Source organism: Alteribacter aurantiacus DSM 18675 (assembly GCF_000429705.1).
Lineage (GTDB): Bacteria > Bacillota > Bacilli > Bacillales > Salisediminibacteriaceae > Alteribacter > Alteribacter aurantiacus.
This window is the reverse complement of record NZ_AUCJ01000011.1, coordinates 145,581-167,744: the sequence shown is the minus strand read 5'-3', so window position 1 is coordinate 167,744 and position 22,164 is coordinate 145,581. Positions and strand designations below refer to the sequence as shown.

Here is a 22,164-nt window from a genome sequence, read left to right as displayed (position 1 = left end):
GGGATTTAATCAAGTTAGTAGTGGCTTTAGTCGAGTTAGAGGTACCTTTAATCAAGTTAGCTCAAACTGGAGTACTTTACCCAAATCCACCCATTTAAAGAGGCTATCATGAATGTTGGGGGATATATAATGAATCCTCGAGCATTTATGATGAAGCTCGTCTCCTAAGGGTAGAGTTAAACAACTAAAAAGTTCTTCACAGTCCCTTATTAATAGACAAACATGTCGCAGAGGGTTGATAGAGTAGGGGGAGAGACGAATCAGGTTAGCCCTCTACCCATTATAAACGGACTTTCACCTACCTTTTTTTCTTTTGTTGCTATCAATCCCTTCTTGATACGCTCCCTAGCAACCGACTCAATCAAACCATCCGCTCTCTAAATAGATAAAATCGAATGCCTGATAGGTAAAGGTAAGACCAAAAAACAACAAACAAATGCCGGCAACAATGTTGATGCGGTAGATCGCTCTTTCGTGAATGCTCGTCCTTAAAACATGAATAAGAATAGAAATAAGGATATTCCAGATTAGCACCCCCAACAAAATATAAAAACTGTTTAACAGTACGGCTGTATTAGTATGGTGAATGCTTAAATGACTGAGAGTGGAGCCGTAAATGCCAAACCAAAACATTATATTGAGAGGGTTTAAAATAGCGATACCAAAACCAATTAAGTAACTCTTCACACAGGTGACCTCTTCATGGTCTCTCTCTCCAATTGCCATTGAAAATCGAGGTCTGTTAAAAGATTGATAGCCGAGATAAAGAAGCATTACAGCACCAATCACCATCATGGTACCATGAATCAAAGGGTTGGTGAATAAAGCAACGGCCCCTCCGTAAATCAACCCCATGAAAACAAAGTCGGCGGATAGGCCTCCTAAACCGACAGCCAAAGCACCCCAAAACCCTAAAATTAACCCTTTTTTCAACATTTCCAAGCTGATGGGTCCAATTGGAGCAGCTAGTGTAATCCCAAGAAAAATAAAATAAAACCAGCTTTCGCTCATGAAACTTCCTCCAATATCGTATTCATTATTAAGAGTACATGCATTAGGGTAAGGAAATAGAATATAGGGGAATGAGTAAAACAATATATTTATACAGATAAGGAGAAGGTAAAATGATGGATACGTACTTATTGACGCGACAGCAAATTAAAGAGCAGGAGCATGTGCCTGCTTGGCTACGTGAAGAATTTGAGATCTTTGAAACGATCGTCTCCGACTCCACGTTTCCTTGCTACTTTGGCAGGCATGGATTGCTTCAAGATGAGTTGAGGTATTCGTATATTGAACAAGACAAACGGGAGCACCTACCTGACACGTTACGCTCTTTTTTAGAGCTATTAAAAAGTGATCCGGACATAAGAAGAGGGTTGTTTTTGTTTGTTAAGCCAAACGAAAGTGAAACCATTGAGGATTTTCGAAGAGACTTTTGGGAGGTTTTGCAATTCCTCCACAATGAGGACACAAAGCCTTGGCCAAAGCAGATTCCTAGAGAACCTGAGCATCATTTGTGGACATTTAGCTTTGATGGAGAACCTATCTTTGCATTTGGGAATGCTCCAGCTTATATTCAAAGGAAAACAAGAAACCTAGGAAATGGACTGGTAATTGGTTTTCAACCGCGTACGATTTTTCATGGGTTGGAAGGGACGGAACCGAGCGGAGTTAATTCAAGAGAAGCTGTTAGAAGGCGAGTTGAAGCCTGGGATCAACTTCCGAAACATCCGGACATCAGCCATTACGGTGATGAAACACATCACGAGTGGAAACAGTTTTTTATTGGTGATGACTGTGAACCAATAACACAAAGGTGTCCGTTCCACCATAAAGAAGATGGTGCAAAAGTGAATAAATGACGAGAAACAGAGGTTATTTCAATCCCGATGTAGTAAATAACTAAGGTAGGGTAAAAAGAAAGAGTGAAGAAGAGCCCTTGTCCTTACTATATGTGGTTGATCTTTACAAGGAATAAAAGCCGGATGGCCTGAGATATCTGTTTGTATTGAGGAGCGGCTACATTACGATTGTAGAAGTGTGGGGAATTCACTAGTGACAGTAGAAGAATGCTAGTAACACTAAACGTGTGAAGCTTGTCGACTTCATCTGGTTTTTAGTCATGATCAATAGAATTATTTATACGAGACCAGTTTTCTTATAAAGAAGTAATTGGGGATGAGGAGACAGAAACCAAATTAGAAGGGGTTTAGGGGATGTACGAAGCATTTATAGCTGCAGTTGCAGCAGGGACTTTGGTAAAGATGAGCTTTGCCGCTTTGGCAGGGCTAATCATCGGATTAGAGAGAGAGTTAAAAGGGAAGCCGCTTGGGTTAAAAACGTGCTTGATTGTTTCTGTGACGGCTTGTTTGCTGACAATTGTATCATATGAGTCAGCCATGATTTATTCTGAGGCCTATTCAAGACCTATGGATCCAGGGCGTATACCGTCGTACATTATTAGTGGGATCGGGTTCTTGGGAGCAGGGGTAATCTTAAGAAGAAACAATGATGTCATTTCTGGTTTAACTACAGCTGCACTCGTATTAGCTTCTGCGGGACTTGGAATTACAATTGGTGTCGGTTTTTATGTAGAGGCGATAATAGGTGTATTTTTCTTAATTTTAGGTGTACGTATCTTGCCTGATTTCCTTGAGTGGCTAGGGTTGAAAAAGCTCAATGAGATAGAAGTTCGTAGCAAGATTGTTGTAAAAACCAGTACGGATTTAACACAGTTACTAAAAAGCATTAAGCAAAAAGAGATGGGCTTAAAGCGAGTGAAAGTAAAAGAAGAGGGAGATAAGATTATTCTTACGTGTGTGATTGTGACGGATAAGAAGTCTTATACTACGGATATCTTTTATGCGATAAAGTCTCTTGAGAATGTGGAACAAGTAGAAGTAGAGAATATTACGTAGGAAAAGTAAGAAGAAGCGATATTCATGTATGATTGAATATCGCTTTTTTGTGGAATAAGGAGAGAAGGGAAGAAAGTCGTTTGTAAGAATGGCTTTTTGTTTGATGTGTGTGACGTTTTTGAAGAGCAACAAAACTTAATGGAAGGCTTTTCTTGTATTAAAGGAATGATCCTTTCGAAAAGCTAACACCTACTATTTTGAAATAAGTACGCCAATTACACATTTACCACCGCTAAATTCAAAATAAGTACGCCAATTACACATTTATCTCCGCTAATTTGAAAATAAGTCCGTCTTACGTAAGTCGAAAGGTCACCACCAGCTCTCCCTCTCCCTTCCTAAAAGTGTTTAATCGTGGGGTTTTTCGTAGGATTCTGTCGCTTTTACGTTTTTTGGAATGAATGAAAAAAATGAAGGCAATAATGGGATAAGGCACAGAACATTCATCTTATCAGCTCTACTTTACATAGGGATCGGCCAGTGAAATTTTTAAGCAAAATGATTGCAAAGGGACGGAATTTGGGTATAATAAAATTAAAGTCAAAGATAGTCAAAGTCAAACTATCTTGAGCAGCAAACCCATGTCACAAGTGCGAGGAGGCTGATGCGATGCGCAATATATCTGATGTTATTGAACATTATTTGAAGGGGATCATTGATCAAAGTGAAGACGAGATTATTGAAATTAAACGAAGCGAATTAGCTGAGCATTTTCAATGTGTTCCGTCTCAGATTAATTATGTGATCAGTACGCGATTTACACTTGAAAAAGGGTACATTGTAGAAAGTAAAAGAGGCGGAGGCGGCTACATCCGCATTACGAAAGTGCAGGTTGATAATCAAAAAGAGCTGTTTGACCACACCGTTTCAATGATTGGCAAGAGGGTTGCTCAAAGCCCAGCCTCGAACATGGTAAGGCGGCTATTGGAAGAAGAAGCCATCTCGAAGCGCGAAGCAAACTTAATGTTTAGTGCAGTGGACAGAGAAGTGTTGACACTGCCTTTGCCAGTTCGTGATGAAGTACGGGCTGCCATTTTAAAAGCGATGATTACGTCGTTAAAGTACCGATAAACACTTATGAATAGGTTGAGGAGGGGTGACGATGCTTTGTCAAGAATGCAACGAGCGACAGGCTACACTGCATTTTACAAAAATCATCAATGGTGAAAAAACAGAGATTCATATATGTGATGTTTGTGCCAAAGAAAAAGGCGATCACATTCCAGGCTCGAAGGGTTTTTCCATACATCAACTGCTATCTGGTCTGTTGGATTTTGAACAGCCTGTATCTCATCCCACTTCTCAGGGTGGTACATCAAGGCGAGAGGCGCTTAGGTGTCCGTCATGCGAGATGACCTATGACAAGTTCGCACAAATCGGCCGGTTCGGTTGTGCGGATTGTTATAAGACTTTCCAGTCAAAGCTCGATCCGATTTTCAAGCGGATTCACAGTGGAAATGTCGTTCATGGGGGTAAAGTGCCGAAGCGTATCGGAAAGGATCTGCATTTGCATAAAGAAATTGAGAAGCGTAAGCAGGAACTTCAGGCATTAATTGCGAAAGAAGAATTTGAACAGGCAGCAGAACTGCGTGATCGCATTCGTTCCCTGGAAAAATCCTTAGCGGAAAAGAAGGAGGGGTAAACCGTGTCACTGCAGCAATTTATCAGTCAGGCTATTAGTCCTTGGATGAAAAAGGAGGGTCCCAACTCCGACATTGTACTGAGCAGCAGGGTTCGGTTGGCCCGCAACATTCAAGATGTTCCGTTTCCGATGTTGGCTTCGACAGAATCGTTAGTTTCTTTATCTGATCGGGTTAAATCGGAGTACAGTGGACATAGCCATCACCGTTTTGGAACCATTGAGCTGTTAAACACAGGGGATATGAAGCAAAATGAAAAGCGGGTGCTTGTTGAAAAGCATTTGATTAGCCCGGCTCTATCAGACGAGTCGCGAGCGGGCGCTGTTTTGCTTAGTGAAGATGAATCCCTTAGCGTGATGATCAATGAGGAAGACCATATCCGGATTCAGTGCCTCCTGTCCGGCTTTCAGCTGTCAGAGGCGTTAAAGTTAGCCAATGAGGTAGATGATTGGCTTGAAGATAAATTAGATTTTGCTTTTGATGAAAAAAGAGGGTACCTCACAAGCTGCCCGACAAATGTTGGTACAGGGCTTCGCGCTTCGGTGATGATGCACCTACCCGCATTGGTCATAACAAGGCAGATGAACCGTATTTTACCCGCCGTCAACCAGTTAGGCCTTGTTGTGAGAGGGATATACGGAGAAGGTAGTGAAGCCCAGGGGAACTTGTTTCAAATCTCGAACCAAATCACTCTTGGAAAGACCGAAGAAGATATTGTTCAGGACTTGCAAAGTGTGGTGTTGCAACTCATTCAGCAGGAGCGAGCAGCAAGAAAGGCGCTACTCGAGCAATCGAGGGTTCAGATGGAAGACCGCGTCTACAGGTCCTACGGGATTTTGGCATATAGTAGAACGATGGAATCAAAAGAAGCGACGAAACGGTTGTCTGATGTACGTTTAGGGATAGACATGGGAATCATCAAAGACGTAAGTGCGAATATATTAAATGAACTTATGATTCTGACACAGCCCGGCTTTTTGCAACAATACGCGGGCGAAGTGTTGTCCCCCGAACAGCGGGATCAAAGAAGAGCGACACTGATTCGCGACAGGTTGCGTTTAGAAACGAAAAAGGATAACTAATCATTATCGGAGGTGGAGGAATATGATGTTTGGACGTTTTACAGAGAGAGCACAAAAAGTATTGGCATTAGCACAAGAGGAAGCAACACGACTAGGTCATAACAATATTGGAACAGAGCATATCTTACTTGGACTTGTACGAGAAGGGGAAGGGATTGCTGCGAAGGCGTTATCTGCACTTGGCCTAAGCCCTGAAAAAATTCAAACGGAAGTGGAACAGCTGATTGGCCGCGGGGAAGAAGGATCGAAGACGATTCATTACACCCCTCGTGCGAAAAAGGTGATTGAGCTTTCCATGGATGAAGCAAGAAAGCTTGGTCACTCTTATGTGGGCACTGAGCACATTCTCCTTGGACTTATCCGAGAAGGGGAAGGTGTCGCTGCGAGAGTACTGAACAACTTAGGTGTGAGTTTAAATAAAGCCCGTCAGCAAGTTCTTCAGCTACTAGGTAGCAGTGAATCTTCCAATAGTCAGCAGCAAACTGGCGGGGCTGGGGCGAACGTGAACACGCCTACCCTCGATAGCCTTGCTCGTGACTTGACGGCAATCGCGAAAGAAGAGCAGATTGACCCGGTGATCGGTCGTTCAAAAGAAATCGAACGAGTCATCCAAGTCCTTAGTCGTCGTACGAAAAACAACCCGGTTCTTATTGGAGAGCCAGGTGTTGGTAAGACTGCAATTGCAGAAGGTCTTGCTCAGCAGATCGTCAACAATGAAGTGCCTGAAACCCTTCGTAACAAGCGAGTCATGACACTTGATATGGGAACCGTTGTTGCAGGGACAAAATACCGTGGGGAATTTGAGGATCGCCTTAAAAAGGTGATGGAGGAGATTCGTCAAGCAAACAATGTCATCTTATTCATTGACGAACTTCACACATTAATCGGTGCTGGGGGAGCAGAAGGTGCGATTGATGCATCGAACATCTTAAAGCCGTCACTAGCCCGTGGGGAGCTTCAGTGTATCGGAGCTACGACGCTTGATGAGTACCGTAAATATATTGAAAAGGACGCTGCTTTGGAGCGTCGTTTCCAGCCAATCCGCGTAGAAGAGCCGACAAACGATGAGTCCATTCAAATTTTGAAAGGCCTTCGTGATCGCTATGAAGCTCACCACAGAGTAACCATTACCGATGACGCGATCGACGCGGCTGTTAAGCTATCGGATCGTTACATTGCCGATCGCTTCTTACCGGACAAAGCCATTGATTTGATTGATGAAGCTGCATCCAAAGTGCGCCTTCGTTCTTATACTGCACCACCGAACTTGAAGGAGCTTGAGCAAAAGCTTGAAGAAACACGAAAAGAGAAAGACGCAGCGGTTCAAAGCCAAGAGTTTGAAAAAGCAGCTTCTCTTCGTGATAGTGAGCAGCGTGTTCGTGAAGAACTAGAGGCGATGAAAAAAGAGTGGAAAGAAAAGCAAGGACAAGAGAACTCCGAAGTTACGACAGAAGACATTGCTTTGGTTGTAGCTAGTTGGACAGGAATTCCTGTAAGTAAGCTAGCAGAAGAAGAAACCGAGCGTCTGTTGAAAATGGAAGAGATTCTTCACAACCGCGTTATTGGTCAAGAAGAGGCAGTAAAAGCGGTGTCCAAAGCGATCCGCCGAGCTCGTGCCGGGTTGAAAGATCCGAAGCGTCCGATTGGTTCCTTTATCTTCCTTGGACCAACTGGTGTAGGTAAAACGGAGCTTGCGAGAGCGGTAGCCGAGTCCTTGTTCGGTGATGAAGATTCCATCATCCGAATCGACATGTCCGAGTTCATGGAGAAACATACGACTTCTCGTCTCGTTGGTTCACCTCCAGGTTATGTCGGTCACGAAGAAGGCGGACAGTTAACTGAAAAAGTACGTCGTAAACCATACTCTGTCATTCTGTTGGATGAAATTGAAAAAGCACACCCTGAAGTATTCAACATTTTACTTCAAGTGTTAGAAGACGGGTTCTTGACTGACTCTAAAGGTCGTCGAGTAGACTTCCGTAATACAGCGATTATCATGACTTCAAACGTCGGTGCAAGCACGCTTCGTCAGTCCAAGAGCATGGGCTTTACTGCAGAGCGTGACGGTGAGAACTATAAAGACATGAAAGGCAAAGTCATGAGTGAGCTCAAGAAAGCCTTCCGTCCTGAGTTCTTGAACCGTATCGATGAAACAATTGTGTTCCACTCCTTAGAGAGAGTTCACATTAAAGAGATCGTGACGCTTATGGCAGATCAGCTTACGAAGCGCTTGAACGAGCAAGAAATCGGCTTCGAAATCTCCGAAGAAGCGAAGTTGAAAATTGCCGATGAAGGATACGACCCGGATTACGGAGCGCGACCACTCCGCCGAGCGCTTCAAAAACAAGTGGAAGACCGCTTGTCAGAAGAATTGCTCAGAGGTAACATTCACAAAGGCCAAAACGTAAAGCTGGATGTAAAAGATGGCGATTACGTTGTTGAAACTGTAGGAGCAGGAAGTAAGCAAAGTAAATAAACCTCCTGCAAAACCGGGGAAGTCTGTCTACAGACCTCCCCGGTTTTCCTATAGGTAAGACAACCAGTACTAGAAGGTAAGTACTAGGCTTTAAAATGTGGATGGCTCTTAGTCATCAGTAAACTTTTTCAGTTCCCTCAGTGCTTTGCCCGATTAGGCTCGCCTGCACCGCCGCGGAAAGGAAGCGGAGCCTTACACACTGAAGTAAGGGCGGGCTCGCTGTATTCAACGCTCCTTCCAAAAAACGTAATCATTACCTCCATGCACCCTTTACCTTGTCCAATGAAAAACGTGATAAAATAAAAGCAATACATATAGGATTAAAGGACGGGGAAATATATGGCAAAGCGAAAGACCAAATATGTCTGTCAAGAATGCGGATACGAGTCAACCAAGTGGATGGGGAAGTGCCCAGGGTGTCAAAGTTGGAACACCATGGTCGAAGAGTTCGAGGAAAAGCAAACCGCTGCTAATTCAAGAAGCTTTGTGACAAGTGCGAAAGGTGGCGTATCAAAGCCACAAGCGATAACCCAGGTGGAAAGAAAGCAGGAGCCGCGCATTAGTACGAACATGAAAGAGCTCAACCGAGTTCTTGGCGGTGGTATTGTACCAGGATCATTGGTGCTGGTCGGAGGAGACCCGGGAATCGGAAAATCCACGCTTCTTCTTCAGGTTTCTTCAGAGATGGCAAAGAAACAAGAGCGTGTCCTCTATATCTCTGGGGAGGAAAGTGTCAAACAAACGAAGCTTAGGGCAGATCGTCTCGGAATTGCAGAAGATCATTTGTTTGTTCTTGCCGAAACAGATGTGGAATACATTGAGAAAGTAATCGAAGAAATGAATCCGACCCTTGTGATCATCGATTCCATTCAAACGGTTTACCTAGATGGGGTCACGAGTGCACCGGGAAGTGTATCCCAAGTGAGGGAATGTACGGCGGCGTTTATGAAGATTGCAAAAACCCGCGGCATTGCCATCTTCCTTGTAGGTCACGTGACGAAACAGGGAGCCATTGCAGGCCCTCGTCTTCTTGAGCATATGGTTGACTCGGTTCTTTACTTTGAAGGAGAACGTCATCATACTTTTCGTATTTTGCGAGCTGTTAAAAACCGATTCGGATCTACAAATGAAATGGGTATCTTTGAAATGAAAGAAGAAGGGCTGACGGAAGTCTTGAATCCTTCGGAAATCTTTTTACAAGAGCGGACGGTAGGATCAGCGGGATCCACTGTTGTCCCATCCATGGAAGGAACGAGAACGGTCCTTGTTGAGATCCAGTCCCTTATATCCCCGACGAGCTTTGGAAACCCAAGGAGAATGGCCACAGGTCTTGACCATAACCGTATCTCTTTACTCATGGCAGTACTTGAAAAGCGGGTAGGGATGCTGTTACAAAACCACGATGCTTATGTAAAGGTGGCAGGTGGTGTAAGGCTTGACGAACCGGCAATCGACTTAGCTGTCACTGTAGCGATTGCATCGAGCTTTAGAGATGTACCGACGAGACCCGCCGATGTGGTTATTGGAGAGGTTGGCCTTACTGGAGAAGTTCGCCGGGTAGCAAGACTTGAGCAACGGGTTATTGAAGCCGCTAAGCTTGGTTTTGAGCGGGCAATCATTCCGAAGAAGAACCTCGGGGGCTGGACAATTCCTGATGGTATTGAAGTAATAGGTGTAAATACAGTAAACGAAGCGTTGGAAGAATGTTTAGGAGGTGCATCTTCAGATGGATCCACGTTCAAGCTATGATTCTAATTTCATAAGTAATGTGTTGCAGCTTGTTGCGCCGGGGACACCCCTTAGAGAGGGGATTGATAACGTCTTACGTGCGAAAACCGGCGGATTGATTGTCCTTGGATATAATAACGAGATGATGCATATTGTAGACGGAGGTTTCTTTATCAATTGTGAGTTCTCTCCGGCCTATTTATATGAGTTGGCTAAAATGGATGGAGCCATCATTTTAAGTGAAGACGGCAAACGCCTTCTATATGCAAACACCCAACTTGTCCCGAACAATGCCATCGACTCAACGGAAACGGGCATTCGTCACCGGACCGCCCAACGTGTCGCTCGTCAAACGGGCAACTTGGTCATCTCGATCTCTCAGCGTCGTAACGTCATTACTTTGTATCAAGGGGAATACCGTTATTCGTTAAAAGATATTGGCGTAATTTTAACAAAGGCAAACCAGGCCATTCAAACGTTGGAAAAATACAAAAGTGTGTTGGACCAAAGCGTTACAAATCTAGGCGCACTCGAATTTGAAGAGCTTGTTACCATACAAGAAGTCTCTCAGGTCATGCACCGAGTGGAGATGGTTCTTCGAATTAAAAGTGAAATTTTAAACTATGTGAATGAATTAGGGAACGAAGGACGTCTCATTTCCATGCAGTTGGAGGAGCTAGTATCCAATACGGAAAAAGAAGCGGTACTACTCATTAAGGACTATATGAAAGATCGAACGAGTGACCCTCTTCAAATTTTAAGACAGCTTAAGAAGCTGTCCAGTGATGAACTATTGGACGATCAGATTATTGTAAAGCTATTAGGGTATAGTAAAAGTCCAAATCTCTCGGAGTTTGCTGTTTGTCCTCGGGGCTTTAGGATTCTTCACAAGATTCCTAGGATTCCACCGCTTGTTGTCGAGAATTTGATTCAAAAGTTTGACGACCTTCCTCATATCATGAGAGCTTCCACGGAAGAACTTGATGAGGTAGAAGGGATCGGAGAAGCAAGGGCCCGCAAAATTAAAGAAGGACTGACAAGAATACAGGAACAGTTGTTTATTGACCGCCATATTTAGATCCTGTCAAACAAAATCGGACCTTGACGAATATCTGGGTTTAACGATATAATGTTTTGTTTTCCTTCGTTGACAATAAAAAAACCCTTTGATATTGTTAATTTATTGAATTTGTAGTATGTAAGTTTCTGTGATTTTTTTAGAATAATGTTTCAAATTCAGTGACTTGTCTATAATGATTAAAGGAGGTGAAGGCGATGCTAAGACGAGTTTTACAGTTATTTATCATCATTGTCGGTGGCGCGGTAGGATTTATATTTATACCTGATTTGTTGGAATTATTGAATGTTGGAAATGCCCAGTGGCTTGAAAGTCCGTATGTGGGTGCCTTGATAGGTGCACTTATATTATTTATAGCAACGTATTGGTTTACCGATGACCTTGTTGGCCTGATCAGGCTGGTAGAGGAATCATTAGTAAAAGCACCGGTCACCGATTTGTTGTTTGGTACGATGGGTTTGATTGTAGGTTTGATTGTTGCCTTCTTGATTGGTTTACCACTTGATGCGTTAGGAATACCTGTTCTAAGCACGTATCTGCCTCTTTTCGCAACATTTTTCCTAGGTTATCTCGGATTCCAAGTTGGATTTAAAAAGCGAGATGAACTTATGGGGCTAACGGCTATTTCAAGTCGATTAGGCTCAAGAGACGGGAAGAGAAAAGACGATGAAGATGAAAAGGTTCATAAAGGATCCATTAAAATCCTCGATACGAGTGTCATCATCGATGGACGAATCGCGGATATTTGTCAAACAGGCTTCTTGGATGGAACGTTAATTATTCCTGAGTTTGTTTTGGAAGAGCTCCAGCATATTGCCGACTCTTCAGACGTTCTTAAGCGCAACAGAGGAAGACGAGGGCTCGACATCTTGAACAAAATTCAAAAAGAACTTCCGATCAATGTAGAGATTTATGAAGGAGATTTTGAAGAAATTCAAGAAGTAGACTCTAAGCTTGTTAAGCTGGCAAAAGTCATTGATGGTTATGTAGTAACAAACGATTTTAACTTAAATAAAGTGTGCGATCTTCAAGGTGTTTCTGTCTTGAATATTAACGACTTGGCAAATGCAGTTAAACCGGTTGTTTTACCAGGTGAAGAAATGGCTGTTCAAGTGATTAAAGATGGGAAGGAACAAAACCAAGGAGTAGCTTATCTAGACGATGGTACAATGATTGTTGTTGAAGACGGACGTAATTATATTGGAAAGCAAATTGAAGTGATTGTCACAAGTGTTTTACAAACATCTGCCGGGCGTATGATTTTTGCTAAGCCCAAACTTATGGAAAAAGCACTGTAAGTCTTTGTATAGATGATGGGGGAAAAGGTATGAAGAAGTATACGGTCATTATCCCGGCGGCCGGTCAAGGAAAGCGGATGGCTGCAGGGCGTAATAAACAATTCCTCCTTCTCGATGATAAACCGCTCATTATTCATACGTTGTCTGTATTTGAACAAGATCCTCATTGCAAAGGAATTATTCTTGTTGTAAACAAACAAGAGATTGACGAGATGTCCGCTTTAGCCAAAAAGTACGGTATAAAAAAAGTGGAACAGGTCGTTTGTGGTGGTGAGGAAAGGCAGCACAGTGTTTTTGCCGGATTAAAGGCGACACGTTCGAACGATGAAGACATTGTTCTTATTCATGATGGTGCCAGACCGTTTATTAAACACAATCATATCCAAGAGCTCGTACAATCTGCCTTTGACTATGGAGCGGCGGTTATCGCCGTTCCTGTCAAAGATACAATGAAGCAGGTTGTACACCAACAGGTCACGAATACAGTAGACCGATCAAGCTTGTGGGCTATCCAAACGCCGCAGGCTTTTCGTCTTTCTGTTATTGTGCGTGCTCACGAGGCGGCTGAATATAAGGGGTTTTTAGGTACCGATGATGCTAGTTTAGTGGAATGGATGGACGAGCCTGTCCGCATCGTAGAAGGAGACTACCAAAATATCAAACTGACCACACCGGAAGACATGTGGTTTGCAAAAGCGATTATGGAAATGAGAAAGGAAGAAACCAATGCTTAGAATTGGACAAGGGTTTGATGTGCATCAACTAGTAGAAGGGCGACCGCTCATTATTGGGGGAATTGAGATTCCTTATGAAAAGGGACTACTCGGGCACTCGGACGCCGACGTGCTCTTACATACAATAGCCGACGCATGCCTTGGAGCCATTGCAGAAGGGGATATCGGCAAGCACTTTCCTGATACGGACCCGGAGTTTAAAGATGCCGATTCCAAGGAACTGTTAAAGCACGTGTGGGCGCTCGTAAAAGACAGAGGATATGAGCTCGGAAACGTGGATTGTACCATCATGGCACAAATGCCAAAGATGGCTCCACACATCGAGGCGATGCGTTGCCAAATTAGTGAGCTCTTGGAAGCAGACATGGCGCAAGTGAATGTAAAAGCCACAACCACAGAAAAGCTCGGATTCACAGGTAGAGGAGAAGGCATTGCAAGCCAAGCTGTCGTTCTTTTAACACAACGGTCATAGTACGGCTGGGACAGATGCTTAGCTTTCTTAACGAATGTAGGAAAAGCCATAACCACCTAAATCGAAAACGCTGTTTTAGTCCACAAGCTTTAGTGGTAAAATAATGAGCGGACAATAGAAGAAATGTTTGAACGCTTTAAATAAACGCTGTTTTCGAAAGAATTGTTGCTTTTATACAAGAAGAGTTGAAGCAGAAGAGCCCGTATGCTTCAACCAAAATTCTATTGATAAAGATAGTAATAAAAAATCAACAATTGATACGAATACAGCTTTAACAAAAGAATGGAAGGTGTCATACAATGAGTCAAGAAATTCGTGTGCGCTTTGCGCCGTCGCCTACTGGGCACTTGCATATTGGGGGAGCACGCTCCGCCCTATTTAATTACTTATTTGCACGTAACCAAAACGGCAAATTTATCGTAAGGATAGAAGACACAGACCAAGCTCGTAATGTGGATACAGCAACGGAGAAGCTGATGGAAAGCATGAGATGGCTAGGCATTGAATGGGATGAGAGCATTGATGTCGGAGGTCCTTATGGTCCTTACCAGTGTATGGAACGAATCGACATTTATAAAAAGTACCTTCAGCAGCTCCTTGACGAAGGAAAAGCCTACTACTGCTACATGACAGAAGAAGAGCTTGAGGCCGAGCGAGAAGCTCAACGTGCCAGAGGTGAGACGCCAAAGTACTCTGGACGAGATCGTGACCTCACAGAAGAGCAACGTGAAGCGTATGAAAAAGAAGGCAAGAAGCCGGTCGTTCGTTTTCGCGTTCCGGAAAACGACTCTGTGGTGATAGAAGATGCTATTCGAGGAAATGTAACATTTGAAAATGAAGGGATCGGCGACTTTGTTATTGCCCGTAAAGACGGTGTGCCAATGTACAACTTTGCGGTAGTTATCGATGATCACCTCATGAAGATCTCTCACGTGATTCGTGGAGAGGAGCACTTATCGAATGCCCCTCGCCAAGCGATGATTTTCCAAGCATTTGGATGGGAAGTGCCGACGTTTGCTCACGCCTCTCTTATTTTGAACGAAGACCGTCAAAAAATGAGTAAGCGTGATGAGTCAATCATTCAGTTTGTTGAACAATATCGTGATCTAGGTTACCTACCTGAGGCGATCGTGAATTTCTTAGCTCTTCTTGGCTGGTCTTCCGGTCGTGAAGAGGAAATCTTCTCAAAAGATGAATTGATTAAAGAATTCAACCTTGAGCGTGTCCATAAAGCGCCTGCGGTGTTTGATACTGACAAACTGGCATGGATGAATAATCAATACATGAAAGAAGCGGATCTTGATCGTGTAGTTGAGCTTAGCTTGCCACATCTCGTAAAAGCAGGGAAACTTCCTGAAGAGATGACGGAAGAAGAGCAAGAGTGGGCGAAAAGACTGATTGCCCTTTATCAAGAGCAAATGAGCTTCGGAGCAGAAATCGTCGAGCTTACTGATTTGTTCTTCAAGGATGAAATCGAGTATAATGAAGAAGCGAAAGCTGTATTAGCTGAAGAACAGGTACCTGAAGTCATGGCGGCATTTAAAGAAGAAGTGCTCGCACTAGAAGATTTCGAGCCTGCTACGATTAAAAAAGCAATCAAGTCCGTTCAAAAGGCTACAGGACATAAAGGCAAGAAGTTGTTTATGCCAATTCGTGTAGCGACAACCGGACAGATGCATGGTCGCGATCTTCCGGATACGATTTCTCTTCTCGGTAAAGACGTGATTGTTACTCGTTTAAATAGCGTATTAAATGGATAAATAAAAGTATTGAAGAGGAAAAGTAAAAGGTAAAGTCTTTTCTCCAGAGAGAGCTGCCCTGGCTGAAAGCGGCTTAAAAGACTAGCCTTTGAACATGCCCCTCTGAGCCCCTTATTGAACCCACGTGCAGTAGGTAAGGGCGGCACCCACCGTTACCCGGGTCAAGCGGAGCTAATGATTAGCTCAAGCAGAGTGGAACCGCGCATAAGAAGCGTCTCTGAGTCATCTAATGACCCAGGGGCGCTTTTTCTTTTCCCAACATCGCGGTGCCCGCTACGAATGAAGCATTCGAAAAAAATATGACTCTTAGTCAGTAGGACTTTTACTTTTTTGGAGTGCCGTGTCCATTTTGTATGCGTAGCTGAGCGCCAGCAGCGACACTCCTGCGGCAGTGACGAGCGTTTGCATCGTGAGTTTTCTACGAGTTGCTTCGACGCAGATTACTACGAAGCATGACTTGCAGAGGAAGAAGCAGGAGGTTCTACTGGCCTCGCCGGCACCGCCGCGGAAAGGGAGCGGATGGCGTGAGGCGGAGCCTATACACTGAAACAAGGGTATATTCATATTCGCAAATAAACCTTCACAAGGAAAAAGGAGGCTTGACCGTTGTTTAAAACATTTAAAAACGACATTGATGTCGTCATGGACCAAGACCCCGCAGCTCGGAACCGACTTGAAGTGATTTTTAATTATTCCGGGGTCCATGCGATTTGGAGTCACCGACTTGCCCACGGACTTTGGAAAAGAAGATTTTACTTTTTGGCTCGCTTTCTTTCTCAAGTCAGCCGCTTTTTTACAGGCATTGAAATTCACCCAGGAGCGAAAATCGGTCAACGTCTCTTCATCGATCACGGCATGGGCGTCGTTATCGGGGAAACGTGTGAGATTGGTGACAACTGCACCATCTATCAAGGTGTGACGCTTGGAGGAACAGGGAAAGAAAAAGGCAAACGCCATCCGACGTTGGAAGATAATGTTCTCATTGCAACGGGAGCGAAAGTCTTAGGCTCCATGAGGATCGGAGAGAACTCCCGAATCGGTGCCGGTTCTGTCGTACTAAAAGAAGTCCCACCGAACTCGACTGTTGTGGGAATTCCCGGAAAAGTCGTCATTCAAGACGGAGTGAAAGTCGGTCATGACTTGGATCATATCAATTTGCCCGACCCCGTTTCTGATAAGTTCAGGGAGTTAGAAGAAGAAATGGCTAAACTAAAAGAAGAAATTGCAGAGCTAAAAAAGCAGGACCAATCAAGCTTAAAAGGAGGCGTCTCTCATGACCATTAAGCTATACAACACACTTACGAGACAAAAAGAAACATTCGAACCAATTGAAGAGGGCAAGGTAAAGATGTATGTGTGCGGACCGACTGTCTACAACTACATTCATATCGGTAATGCAAGACCTGCTGTTGTTTTTGATATGGTACGTCGTTTCTTTGAATACCGTGGATTTGATGTGAAATATGTATCGAACTTTACAGACGTAGACGATAAAATCATTAAAGCGGCAGAAGAGATGGGCGAGGACGTAACCGCTGTTGCAGAGAAGTTCATCCAAGCCTATCACGAAGATACAGGCGCCCTTGGTGTGAAAAAGGCAGATGAGCATCCACGGGTAATGGATACGATGCCTGAAATTATCGAGTTTGTGGAAAAACTTGAAGAGAAGGGTTACGCTTATGAGTCCGGTGGAGACGTGTACTTTAGAACCCGCAAGTTCAAAGGATACGGGAAGCTCTCTCACCAGTCTGTAGATGATCTTCAACTTGGAGCCCGTATCGAAGTGGGAGAAAAGAAGGAAGATCCACTTGATTTTGTACTATGGAAAAGTGCGAAGCCGGGAGAAATCTCTTGGGATAGCAAGTGGGGTAAAGGACGTCCAGGCTGGCATATTGAATGCTCCGCCATGGTAAAAAAATACCTTGGTGACACGATTGATATCCATGCAGGGGGTCAAGACCTTTCTTTTCCTCACCATGAAAATGAAATTGCCCAATCAGAAGCACTAAACGAGAAGAAGATGGCAAACTATTGGATTCATAATGGCTACATCAATATCGATAACGAAAAAATGTCCAAATCCCTTGGGAACTTTATTCTTGTGCATGACATTATTAAAAAATTCGATCCTGAAGTGGTTCGCTTTTTCATTGTTAACAATCATTACCGGAGCCCAATCAACTTTAGTGATTCCCAGCTTGCAAGCGCAAAAAGTAGCTTAGACCGAATTAAAACCACGTACCAAAACGTGGAGTATCGTTTATCTGAAACGGCAGATCTCGGTGAAGACCAAGAGAAGTGGACAAAAGAGGTAGATGCTCATCACGATGAGTTCAACCGTGAAATGGAAGATGACTTTAACAGTGCCAATGCTGTAGCGGCTATGTTCAATCTTGTAAAGACAGCGAACCTTTATCTTCGTGAAAAGCATACAAGTGAGGTTGTTCTAAGTCACATCCTGAAAACGTTAGAGAAGATGGCCTACGTGATCGGGGTAGTGTTGAAGGAAACGGCTGAGATGGTGGATGAAGAGATCGATGCTTTGATCCAAGAGCGTATCGACGCAAGGAAGAATCGCGACTTTGCACGAGCGGACGAGATTCGAGATGACCTAAAAGAAAAAGGGATTATTCTAGAGGATACAGCCCAAGGCACCCGTTGGAAGAGGGTGTAATGATTGAAGCTCAATAAAGACGTGAAGGAAGTTGACCAATTAAACGGTCTTACCCTTGCTTATATGGGAGATGGGGTGATGGAGATGTACGTCCGCTATCGCCTCATCGCTTCCGGGCAAGTAAAACCAAACCAACTCCACCGAGAGGCAACGAAGTATGTCTCGGCTAAAGCTCAGGCCAAGGTCATCACGAAGCTCCTTGATGGCGATACGCTATCGGAAAAAGAACGGTCGATTGCTTTGAGAGGGCGAAACGCAAAATCAGCGACTGTTCCAAAAAACACAGATGTCTCAACGTATCGATACAGCACTGGGTTTGAAGCGCTGTGTGGTTATTTGTATTTAAAAGAAGATCATGAACGTCTGGATGCGCTCATGACGTCTGCATTTGACATTCTTGACGAAAGAGAAGAAGGGAGGTAACGAAATGTCTGAAAAACACGATATGATAGCAGGGAAAAATCCTGTAATTGAAGCTTTGAAATCACCAAGACCCATTCATAAAATATGGGTCGCTGAAGGTTCCCAAAAAGGACAAATGGGGAAGGTGCTCGACCTTGCCAAGTCAAGAAAAGTAAATGTGCAATTCGTTCCGAAAAAGAAAATCGATCAAATGGTTGATACGGCTCAACACCAAGGGGTCATTGCCCAAGTAGCAGCATATGAATATCAAGAAATTGATGATTTGTTCCAAGCCGCTGAAAAGAGTGGACAGCCGCCGTTTTTCCTTCTCCTAGATGAATTGGAAGACCCTCATAACTTAGGGTCGATTTTGAGAACGGCTGATGCAGTAGGGGCTCATGGTGTCATTGTTCCAAAACGACGATCTGTAGGCTTGACGGCCACAGTGGCCAAGGCGTCTACTGGTGCGATTGAGCATATTCCTGTTGCGAGGGTGACGAACTTGTCCCGAACGATGGATGAGTTAAAGGATCGAGGCCTTTGGTTTGTCGGAACGGATGCGAGTGGGAAAGAAGACTACCGTGAAACAGATTTTGATATGCCGGTAGGGTTAGTGATCGGAAGTGAAGGGAAAGGGCTTAGCCGCCTTGTAAAAGAAAAATGTGATTTCTTAGTGCAGATTCCAATGGTCGGACATGTGACATCATTGAATGCTTCCGTTGCTGCAGCGTTGCTCATGTACGAAGTATACCGTAGGCGCAACCCAAAAGGACAAGCCTAACATGAGGCGCTTCTTGCTTGTTGATGGGTACAACATCATTGGGGACTGGCCGGAGCTACGAGACATGCAAAAACACGACCTGGAAGATGCCAGGGATATCTTAATAGAAAAAATGGCCGAATACCAAGGGTACACGGGAACGAAAGTGATCATTGTTTTTGATGCACACATGGTACCGGGGCTCGGGAAGAAATATACTAACTATCGACTCGAGATTGTATACACTAAAGAAAAAGAAACAGCCGATGAGCGGATCGAAAAGCTCGTAAGATCCCTCAAACGTGTAGACACGGAAATTTCTGTAGCGACGTCGGATTTCGTTGAGCAGCGGGTGATTTTTGCCAGTGGTGCTCTTAGAAAATCGGCCAGGGAATTGCGAACGGAAGTAGAGGCGATTGAAAAAGGGATTGCGAAAGAGGTATTAAGCGTAAAGAAGAAAACAGCCAGGTCGAAGCTACCTATTACGGACGAGATGGCTGAAATTTTCGAAAAATGGCGTCGAGGTGAGCAATGAGCACCTTGACGCCATTTGTTTTTGTTTAGTATAATGTTTCTATATTTAGACAATTCAATCTGTTTAAAAAGGTTAAGTGTGTTTGTTCTGAAGGAAGCTTGTGCGAAAGGCATATATGACCAAAAACAAGAGGTCGTAGCCAAAGCTCACTTAGGTGTGGCATATAATAATGCCATAACATCTCCTGAAAAAGGACAACCACTTAAAAAAACTTATGCGCTTACATCAAGATGGGTCGGTGCAATCAACGCCCCTTTTTAATGCAGAAAAACAGGGTCGGAGGGATCGCGGTGGCTTTAGACCTCATGGAAGCTGGACGGAATGTCAAGTTTGAAGGATTGGACGATGAAACCCTAGTGGAGTATGTCCGAGAAGGCGACAGCTCGGCACTCGAGTATTTGATTAATAAATACAAGAACTTTGTACGGGCGAAAGCGAGATCATACTTCCTGATTGGGGCAGATCACGAAGACATTGTCCAAGAAGGGATGATTGGTCTTTACAAGTCCATACGAGACTTTAAAGGAGACAAGCTTTCTTCTTTTAAGGCCTTTGCCGAGCTTTGCATTACGCGCCAGATCATCACAGCGATTAAAACAGCTACGCGGCAGAAACACATACCTCTCAATTCTTATGTATCCTTGGACAAGCCGTTATACGACGAGGAGTCGGACAGGACGTTATTGGATGTTATTTGTGGCTCAAGGGTAAGTGACCCTGAAGAACTATTAATCAATCAAGAAGAATTTGATGACATCGAGTTGAAGATGACAGAGATTTTAAGCGAACTCGAACGTCAAGTGCTCATGCTTTATTTGGATGGACGCAGCTATCAGGAGATTTCGGCAGATCTTAACAGACACGTGAAATCGATTGACAACGCACTTCAACGTGTAAAAAGGAAGCTCGAGCGATATGTAGAAATAAAAGGTGTTAAGTTATAAGAACTGGTTTTCGTTTGGATTGTTGCTTTTGTACAAGAATATGAGTATGCCTTTTAGTTATTAAACTCATTTATGTGATGTGCCGTGTCCATGTGTTTTGCGTAGCTGAACGCTAGCGGGGACACTCCTGCGGCCGTGGAGCCAGGAGAGACCCCGCAAGGGCTTTGCCCGAGGAGGCTCGCCGGCACCGCCGCGGAAAGGGAGCGGATAGCGTGAAACGGAGCCTTGCAAACTGGTGCGTAGGTATACTCTAAAAAGCAACACTTTATATGAAAACAGCCTATAAGAAAAGGGTGACTTACTAGGGTAGAAATCCTATCTTGGTGAGTCACCCTTTAAAGCAAGATCAGAGTTGCTTCGCCTGTTGGTACGACCGCCTACGCTAATTAACAAGTAATTAGCACCGCATCCGAGTAAAGGACGCGTAGACTTCAACCAAGAAGTTAGCCATTTATAAAGAGTTTAGTAGGGAAGCAACTCGACTTACAAGAAGCAAAAAAACAACAAAAAAGACCTCATGTTGTGTAGTGAACTTTCTCATCCTCTTGTTATGAAATAAAGGAAAAGCGGCGAGACTGTGAGGGAAGGGACGTTGACATCCCTTCTTTTATTATGATAAATTTGTAAGGTATGTACATCTGTGCACATAGGTTTTTGCACACGTAAGGAGTATACTATGTCAACTAAAGTCGTTCTCGCATGTTCGGAATGTAAATGCCGAAACTATTCAACCACTAAAACGCAAAGCAGCCAAGCGGAGCGTTTGCAAAAGAAGAAGTACTGTAACACTTGCGCAAAGCATACAACCCATGTGGAGACGAAGTAATTGCATATAAGTATAGATGAAGGTTGGAGGTGGCTTGTATGGCAGAAACAACATCAACAGCAAAGAAACCAGTGAAGTTCCTAAAAGAAGTCTCGACGGAAATGAAGCGAGTAACGTGGCCTACACGTAAGGAACTTGTGCGTTACACGGGAGTCGTTATTGCAACAGTAGCATTTATCGCAGTATTCTTCGCAATTATCGACACGGGTATTTCTGAATTGATTCGTATGATTCTTAATTAGTAACATCGGTTTTTAGCTGCTTTTAGAGGAGGGAAGGACATTACGTCCTGATCGTCATGGAGAAAAATTGGTTTGTTGTCCACACATATTCAGGTTATGAGAACAAAGTAAAAACGAACCTTGAAAAGCGTGTGGAGTCTATGGACATGACTGACAAGATCTTCCGCGTACTCGTTCCTGTAGAGGAAGAGACAGAAGTGAAGAATGGAAAGAGCAAGCAAGTAACAAAAAAAGTCTTTCCGGGTTATGTTATCGTTGAAATGGTAATGACAGATGACTCTTGGTACGTTGTTCGTAACACACCGGGAGTAACAGGATTTGTCGGGTCTGCAGGTGCGGGATCTAAACCTACACCGCTTCTTCCTGAAGAAGTAGACGCGATCTTACGTCAAATGGGCGTTGAAGAGCCTAAAGCGGCAGTGGACTTTGAAATCAAAGAACCTGTTAAGGTGAAAGAGGGTCCATTTGCTAACTTCATCGGGACGATTGAAGATATTCACGTGGAGAAGCGTAAGCTTAAAGTACACGTAAATATGTTTGGTCGAGAGACACCTGTTGAGCTCGAATTTACTCAAGTTGAGAAGATTTAATC

The 22,164-nt window shown here is 43.8% G+C and carries 22 protein-coding genes and 1 other annotated feature; of the genes, 21 read left to right on the top strand and 1 reads right to left on the bottom strand.

Annotated elements, in window-relative coordinates:
* Positions 1-357: 357 nt before the first annotated feature.
* The gene (locus G476_RS0102195) at positions 358-1,011 is read right to left on the bottom strand and encodes a LysE family translocator (protein WP_026688660.1); all 654 of its coding nucleotides are present in this window, start codon (positions 1,009-1,011) and stop codon (positions 358-360) included.
* Positions 1,012-1,124: 113 nt separating this feature from the next.
* On the opposite strand from G476_RS0102195, the gene G476_RS0102190 reads away from it, so the two are divergent.
* The 21 genes from G476_RS0102190 (at position 1,125) to nusG (ending at position 22,162) form a co-directional block, all read left to right on the top strand.
* Positions 1,125-1,865: a YqcI/YcgG family protein gene (locus tag G476_RS0102190; RefSeq protein ID WP_026688659.1), complete on the top strand. Its 741-nt coding sequence runs from the start codon at positions 1,125-1,127 to the stop codon at positions 1,863-1,865.
* Positions 1,866-2,219: 354 nt separating this feature from the next.
* Entirely contained in the window at positions 2,220-2,921 is a 702-nt protein-coding gene (locus G476_RS0102185; protein WP_051314617.1) for an MgtC/SapB family protein, read from the top strand.
* A 609-nt stretch (positions 2,922-3,530) separates the two neighbouring features.
* Positions 3,531-3,992: a CtsR family transcriptional regulator gene (locus tag G476_RS0102175; RefSeq protein ID WP_026688657.1), complete on the top strand. Its 462-nt coding sequence runs from the start codon at positions 3,531-3,533 to the stop codon at positions 3,990-3,992.
* Between the two features lie 31 nt (positions 3,993-4,023).
* Positions 4,024-4,563, top strand: coding sequence for a protein-arginine kinase activator protein McsA (gene mcsA, locus G476_RS0102170; protein ID WP_026688656.1), 540 nt, complete (start codon positions 4,024-4,026; stop codon positions 4,561-4,563).
* A 3-nt stretch (positions 4,564-4,566) separates the two neighbouring features.
* Positions 4,567-5,643: a protein-arginine kinase McsB gene (gene mcsB / locus G476_RS0102165; protein ID WP_026688655.1), complete on the top strand. Its 1,077-nt coding sequence runs from the start codon at positions 4,567-4,569 to the stop codon at positions 5,641-5,643.
* Positions 5,644-5,665: 22 nt separating this feature from the next.
* A complete protein-coding gene (gene clpC, locus G476_RS0102160) occupies positions 5,666-8,119 on the top strand; it encodes an ATP-dependent protease ATP-binding subunit ClpC (RefSeq protein WP_026688654.1) in 2,454 nt (817 codons plus the stop codon).
* A gap of 339 nt (positions 8,120-8,458) precedes the next feature.
* Entirely contained in the window at positions 8,459-9,868 is a 1,410-nt protein-coding gene (radA, locus tag G476_RS0102155; RefSeq protein WP_026688653.1) for a DNA repair protein RadA, read from the top strand.
* Positions 9,846-10,925: a DNA integrity scanning diadenylate cyclase DisA gene (gene disA / locus G476_RS0102150; RefSeq protein WP_026688652.1), complete on the top strand. Its 1,080-nt coding sequence runs from the start codon at positions 9,846-9,848 to the stop codon at positions 10,923-10,925. The genes radA and disA overlap by 23 nt, the downstream gene beginning before the upstream one ends.
* Positions 10,926-11,122: 197 nt before the next feature.
* Entirely contained in the window at positions 11,123-12,223 is a 1,101-nt protein-coding gene (locus G476_RS0102145; protein ID WP_026688651.1) for a PIN/TRAM domain-containing protein, read from the top strand.
* Between the two features lie 29 nt (positions 12,224-12,252).
* A complete protein-coding gene (gene ispD / locus G476_RS0102140) occupies positions 12,253-12,957 on the top strand; it encodes a 2-C-methyl-D-erythritol 4-phosphate cytidylyltransferase (protein WP_026688650.1) in 705 nt (234 codons plus the stop codon).
* Complete coding sequence (gene ispF, locus G476_RS0102135; protein WP_026688649.1) at positions 12,950-13,429, top strand: 2-C-methyl-D-erythritol 2,4-cyclodiphosphate synthase; 480 nt, start codon at positions 12,950-12,952, stop codon at positions 13,427-13,429. The genes ispD and ispF overlap by 8 nt, the downstream gene beginning before the upstream one ends.
* Before the next feature lie 299 nt (positions 13,430-13,728).
* Positions 13,729-15,189 carry a glutamate--tRNA ligase gene (gltX, locus tag G476_RS0102130; RefSeq protein WP_026688648.1) on the top strand — a complete coding sequence of 487 codons (1,461 nt, stop codon included), beginning with the start codon at positions 13,729-13,731 and terminating at the stop codon, positions 15,187-15,189.
* Positions 15,190-15,411, top strand: a binding site (T-box leader).
* Between the two features lie 384 nt (positions 15,412-15,795).
* The gene (gene cysE, locus G476_RS0102125) at positions 15,796-16,473 is read left to right on the top strand and encodes a serine O-acetyltransferase (RefSeq protein ID WP_026688647.1); all 678 of its coding nucleotides are present in this window, start codon (positions 15,796-15,798) and stop codon (positions 16,471-16,473) included.
* Complete coding sequence (cysS, locus tag G476_RS0102120; RefSeq protein WP_026688646.1) at positions 16,463-17,863, top strand: cysteine--tRNA ligase; 1,401 nt, start codon at positions 16,463-16,465, stop codon at positions 17,861-17,863. Before cysE ends, cysS begins: the two co-directional genes overlap by 11 nt.
* Positions 17,864-17,866: 3 nt before the next feature.
* Positions 17,867-18,286, top strand: coding sequence for a Mini-ribonuclease 3 (locus G476_RS0102115; RefSeq protein ID WP_026688645.1), 420 nt, complete (start codon positions 17,867-17,869; stop codon positions 18,284-18,286).
* 4 nt (positions 18,287-18,290) lie between these two features.
* Positions 18,291-19,046, top strand: coding sequence for a 23S rRNA (guanosine(2251)-2'-O)-methyltransferase RlmB (rlmB, locus tag G476_RS0102110; RefSeq protein WP_026688644.1), 756 nt, complete (start codon positions 18,291-18,293; stop codon positions 19,044-19,046).
* A 1-nt stretch (position 19,047) separates the two neighbouring features.
* Positions 19,048-19,560 (top strand): NYN domain-containing protein, encoded by a 513-nt coding sequence (locus G476_RS0102105; protein ID WP_026688643.1) that lies wholly within the window; start codon positions 19,048-19,050, stop codon positions 19,558-19,560.
* A 305-nt stretch (positions 19,561-19,865) separates the two neighbouring features.
* Positions 19,866-20,504: an RNA polymerase sporulation sigma factor SigH gene (gene sigH, locus G476_RS0102095; RefSeq protein WP_035185971.1), complete on the top strand. Its 639-nt coding sequence runs from the start codon at positions 19,866-19,868 to the stop codon at positions 20,502-20,504.
* A gap of 676 nt (positions 20,505-21,180) precedes the next feature.
* Entirely contained in the window at positions 21,181-21,330 is a 150-nt protein-coding gene (rpmG, locus tag G476_RS23140; RefSeq protein WP_084405562.1) for a 50S ribosomal protein L33, read from the top strand.
* Positions 21,331-21,368: 38 nt separating this feature from the next.
* A complete protein-coding gene (gene secE / locus G476_RS0102090) occupies positions 21,369-21,572 on the top strand; it encodes a preprotein translocase subunit SecE (RefSeq protein WP_035185935.1) in 204 nt (67 codons plus the stop codon).
* Positions 21,573-21,628: 56 nt separating this feature from the next.
* Positions 21,629-22,162 (top strand): transcription termination/antitermination protein NusG, encoded by a 534-nt coding sequence (nusG, locus tag G476_RS0102085; RefSeq protein WP_026688639.1) that lies wholly within the window; start codon positions 21,629-21,631, stop codon positions 22,160-22,162.
* Positions 22,163-22,164 lie beyond the last annotated feature (2 nt).

What these genes read in the sequence shown, in the direction of transcription:
- secE (WP_035185935.1), top strand. Translation starts at nt 21,369, where the DNA reads ATGGCAGAAACAACATCAACAGCAAAGAAACCAGTGAAGTTCCTAAAA.
- nusG (WP_026688639.1), top strand. Translation starts at nt 21,629, where the DNA reads ATGGAGAAAAATTGGTTTGTTGTCCACACATATTCAGGTTATGAGAAC.
- clpC (WP_026688654.1), top strand. Translation starts at nt 5,666, where the DNA reads ATGATGTTTGGACGTTTTACAGAGAGAGCACAAAAAGTATTGGCATTA.
- mcsA (WP_026688656.1), top strand. Translation starts at nt 4,024, where the DNA reads ATGCTTTGTCAAGAATGCAACGAGCGACAGGCTACACTGCATTTTACA.
- G476_RS0102145 (WP_026688651.1), top strand. Translation starts at nt 11,123, where the DNA reads ATGCTAAGACGAGTTTTACAGTTATTTATCATCATTGTCGGTGGCGCG.
- sigH (WP_035185971.1), top strand. Translation starts at nt 19,866, where the DNA reads ATGGAAGCTGGACGGAATGTCAAGTTTGAAGGATTGGACGATGAAACC.
- rpmG (WP_084405562.1), top strand. Translation starts at nt 21,181, where the DNA reads ATGTCAACTAAAGTCGTTCTCGCATGTTCGGAATGTAAATGCCGAAAC.
- G476_RS0102105 (WP_026688643.1), top strand. Translation starts at nt 19,048, where the DNA reads ATGAGGCGCTTCTTGCTTGTTGATGGGTACAACATCATTGGGGACTGG.
- gltX (WP_026688648.1), top strand. Translation starts at nt 13,729, where the DNA reads ATGAGTCAAGAAATTCGTGTGCGCTTTGCGCCGTCGCCTACTGGGCAC.
- rlmB (WP_026688644.1), top strand. Translation starts at nt 18,291, where the DNA reads ATGTCTGAAAAACACGATATGATAGCAGGGAAAAATCCTGTAATTGAA.
- radA (WP_026688653.1), top strand. Translation starts at nt 8,459, where the DNA reads ATGGCAAAGCGAAAGACCAAATATGTCTGTCAAGAATGCGGATACGAG.
- G476_RS0102195 (WP_026688660.1), bottom strand. Translation starts at nt 1,011, where the DNA reads ATGAGCGAAAGCTGGTTTTATTTTATTTTTCTTGGGATTACACTAGCT.
- cysS (WP_026688646.1), top strand. Translation starts at nt 16,463, where the DNA reads ATGACCATTAAGCTATACAACACACTTACGAGACAAAAAGAAACATTC.
- ispD (WP_026688650.1), top strand. Translation starts at nt 12,253, where the DNA reads ATGAAGAAGTATACGGTCATTATCCCGGCGGCCGGTCAAGGAAAGCGG.
- disA (WP_026688652.1), top strand. Translation starts at nt 9,846, where the DNA reads ATGGATCCACGTTCAAGCTATGATTCTAATTTCATAAGTAATGTGTTG.
- G476_RS0102185 (WP_051314617.1), top strand. Translation starts at nt 2,220, where the DNA reads ATGTACGAAGCATTTATAGCTGCAGTTGCAGCAGGGACTTTGGTAAAG.
- G476_RS0102175 (WP_026688657.1), top strand. Translation starts at nt 3,531, where the DNA reads ATGCGCAATATATCTGATGTTATTGAACATTATTTGAAGGGGATCATT.
- G476_RS0102190 (WP_026688659.1), top strand. Translation starts at nt 1,125, where the DNA reads ATGATGGATACGTACTTATTGACGCGACAGCAAATTAAAGAGCAGGAG.
- ispF (WP_026688649.1), top strand. Translation starts at nt 12,950, where the DNA reads ATGCTTAGAATTGGACAAGGGTTTGATGTGCATCAACTAGTAGAAGGG.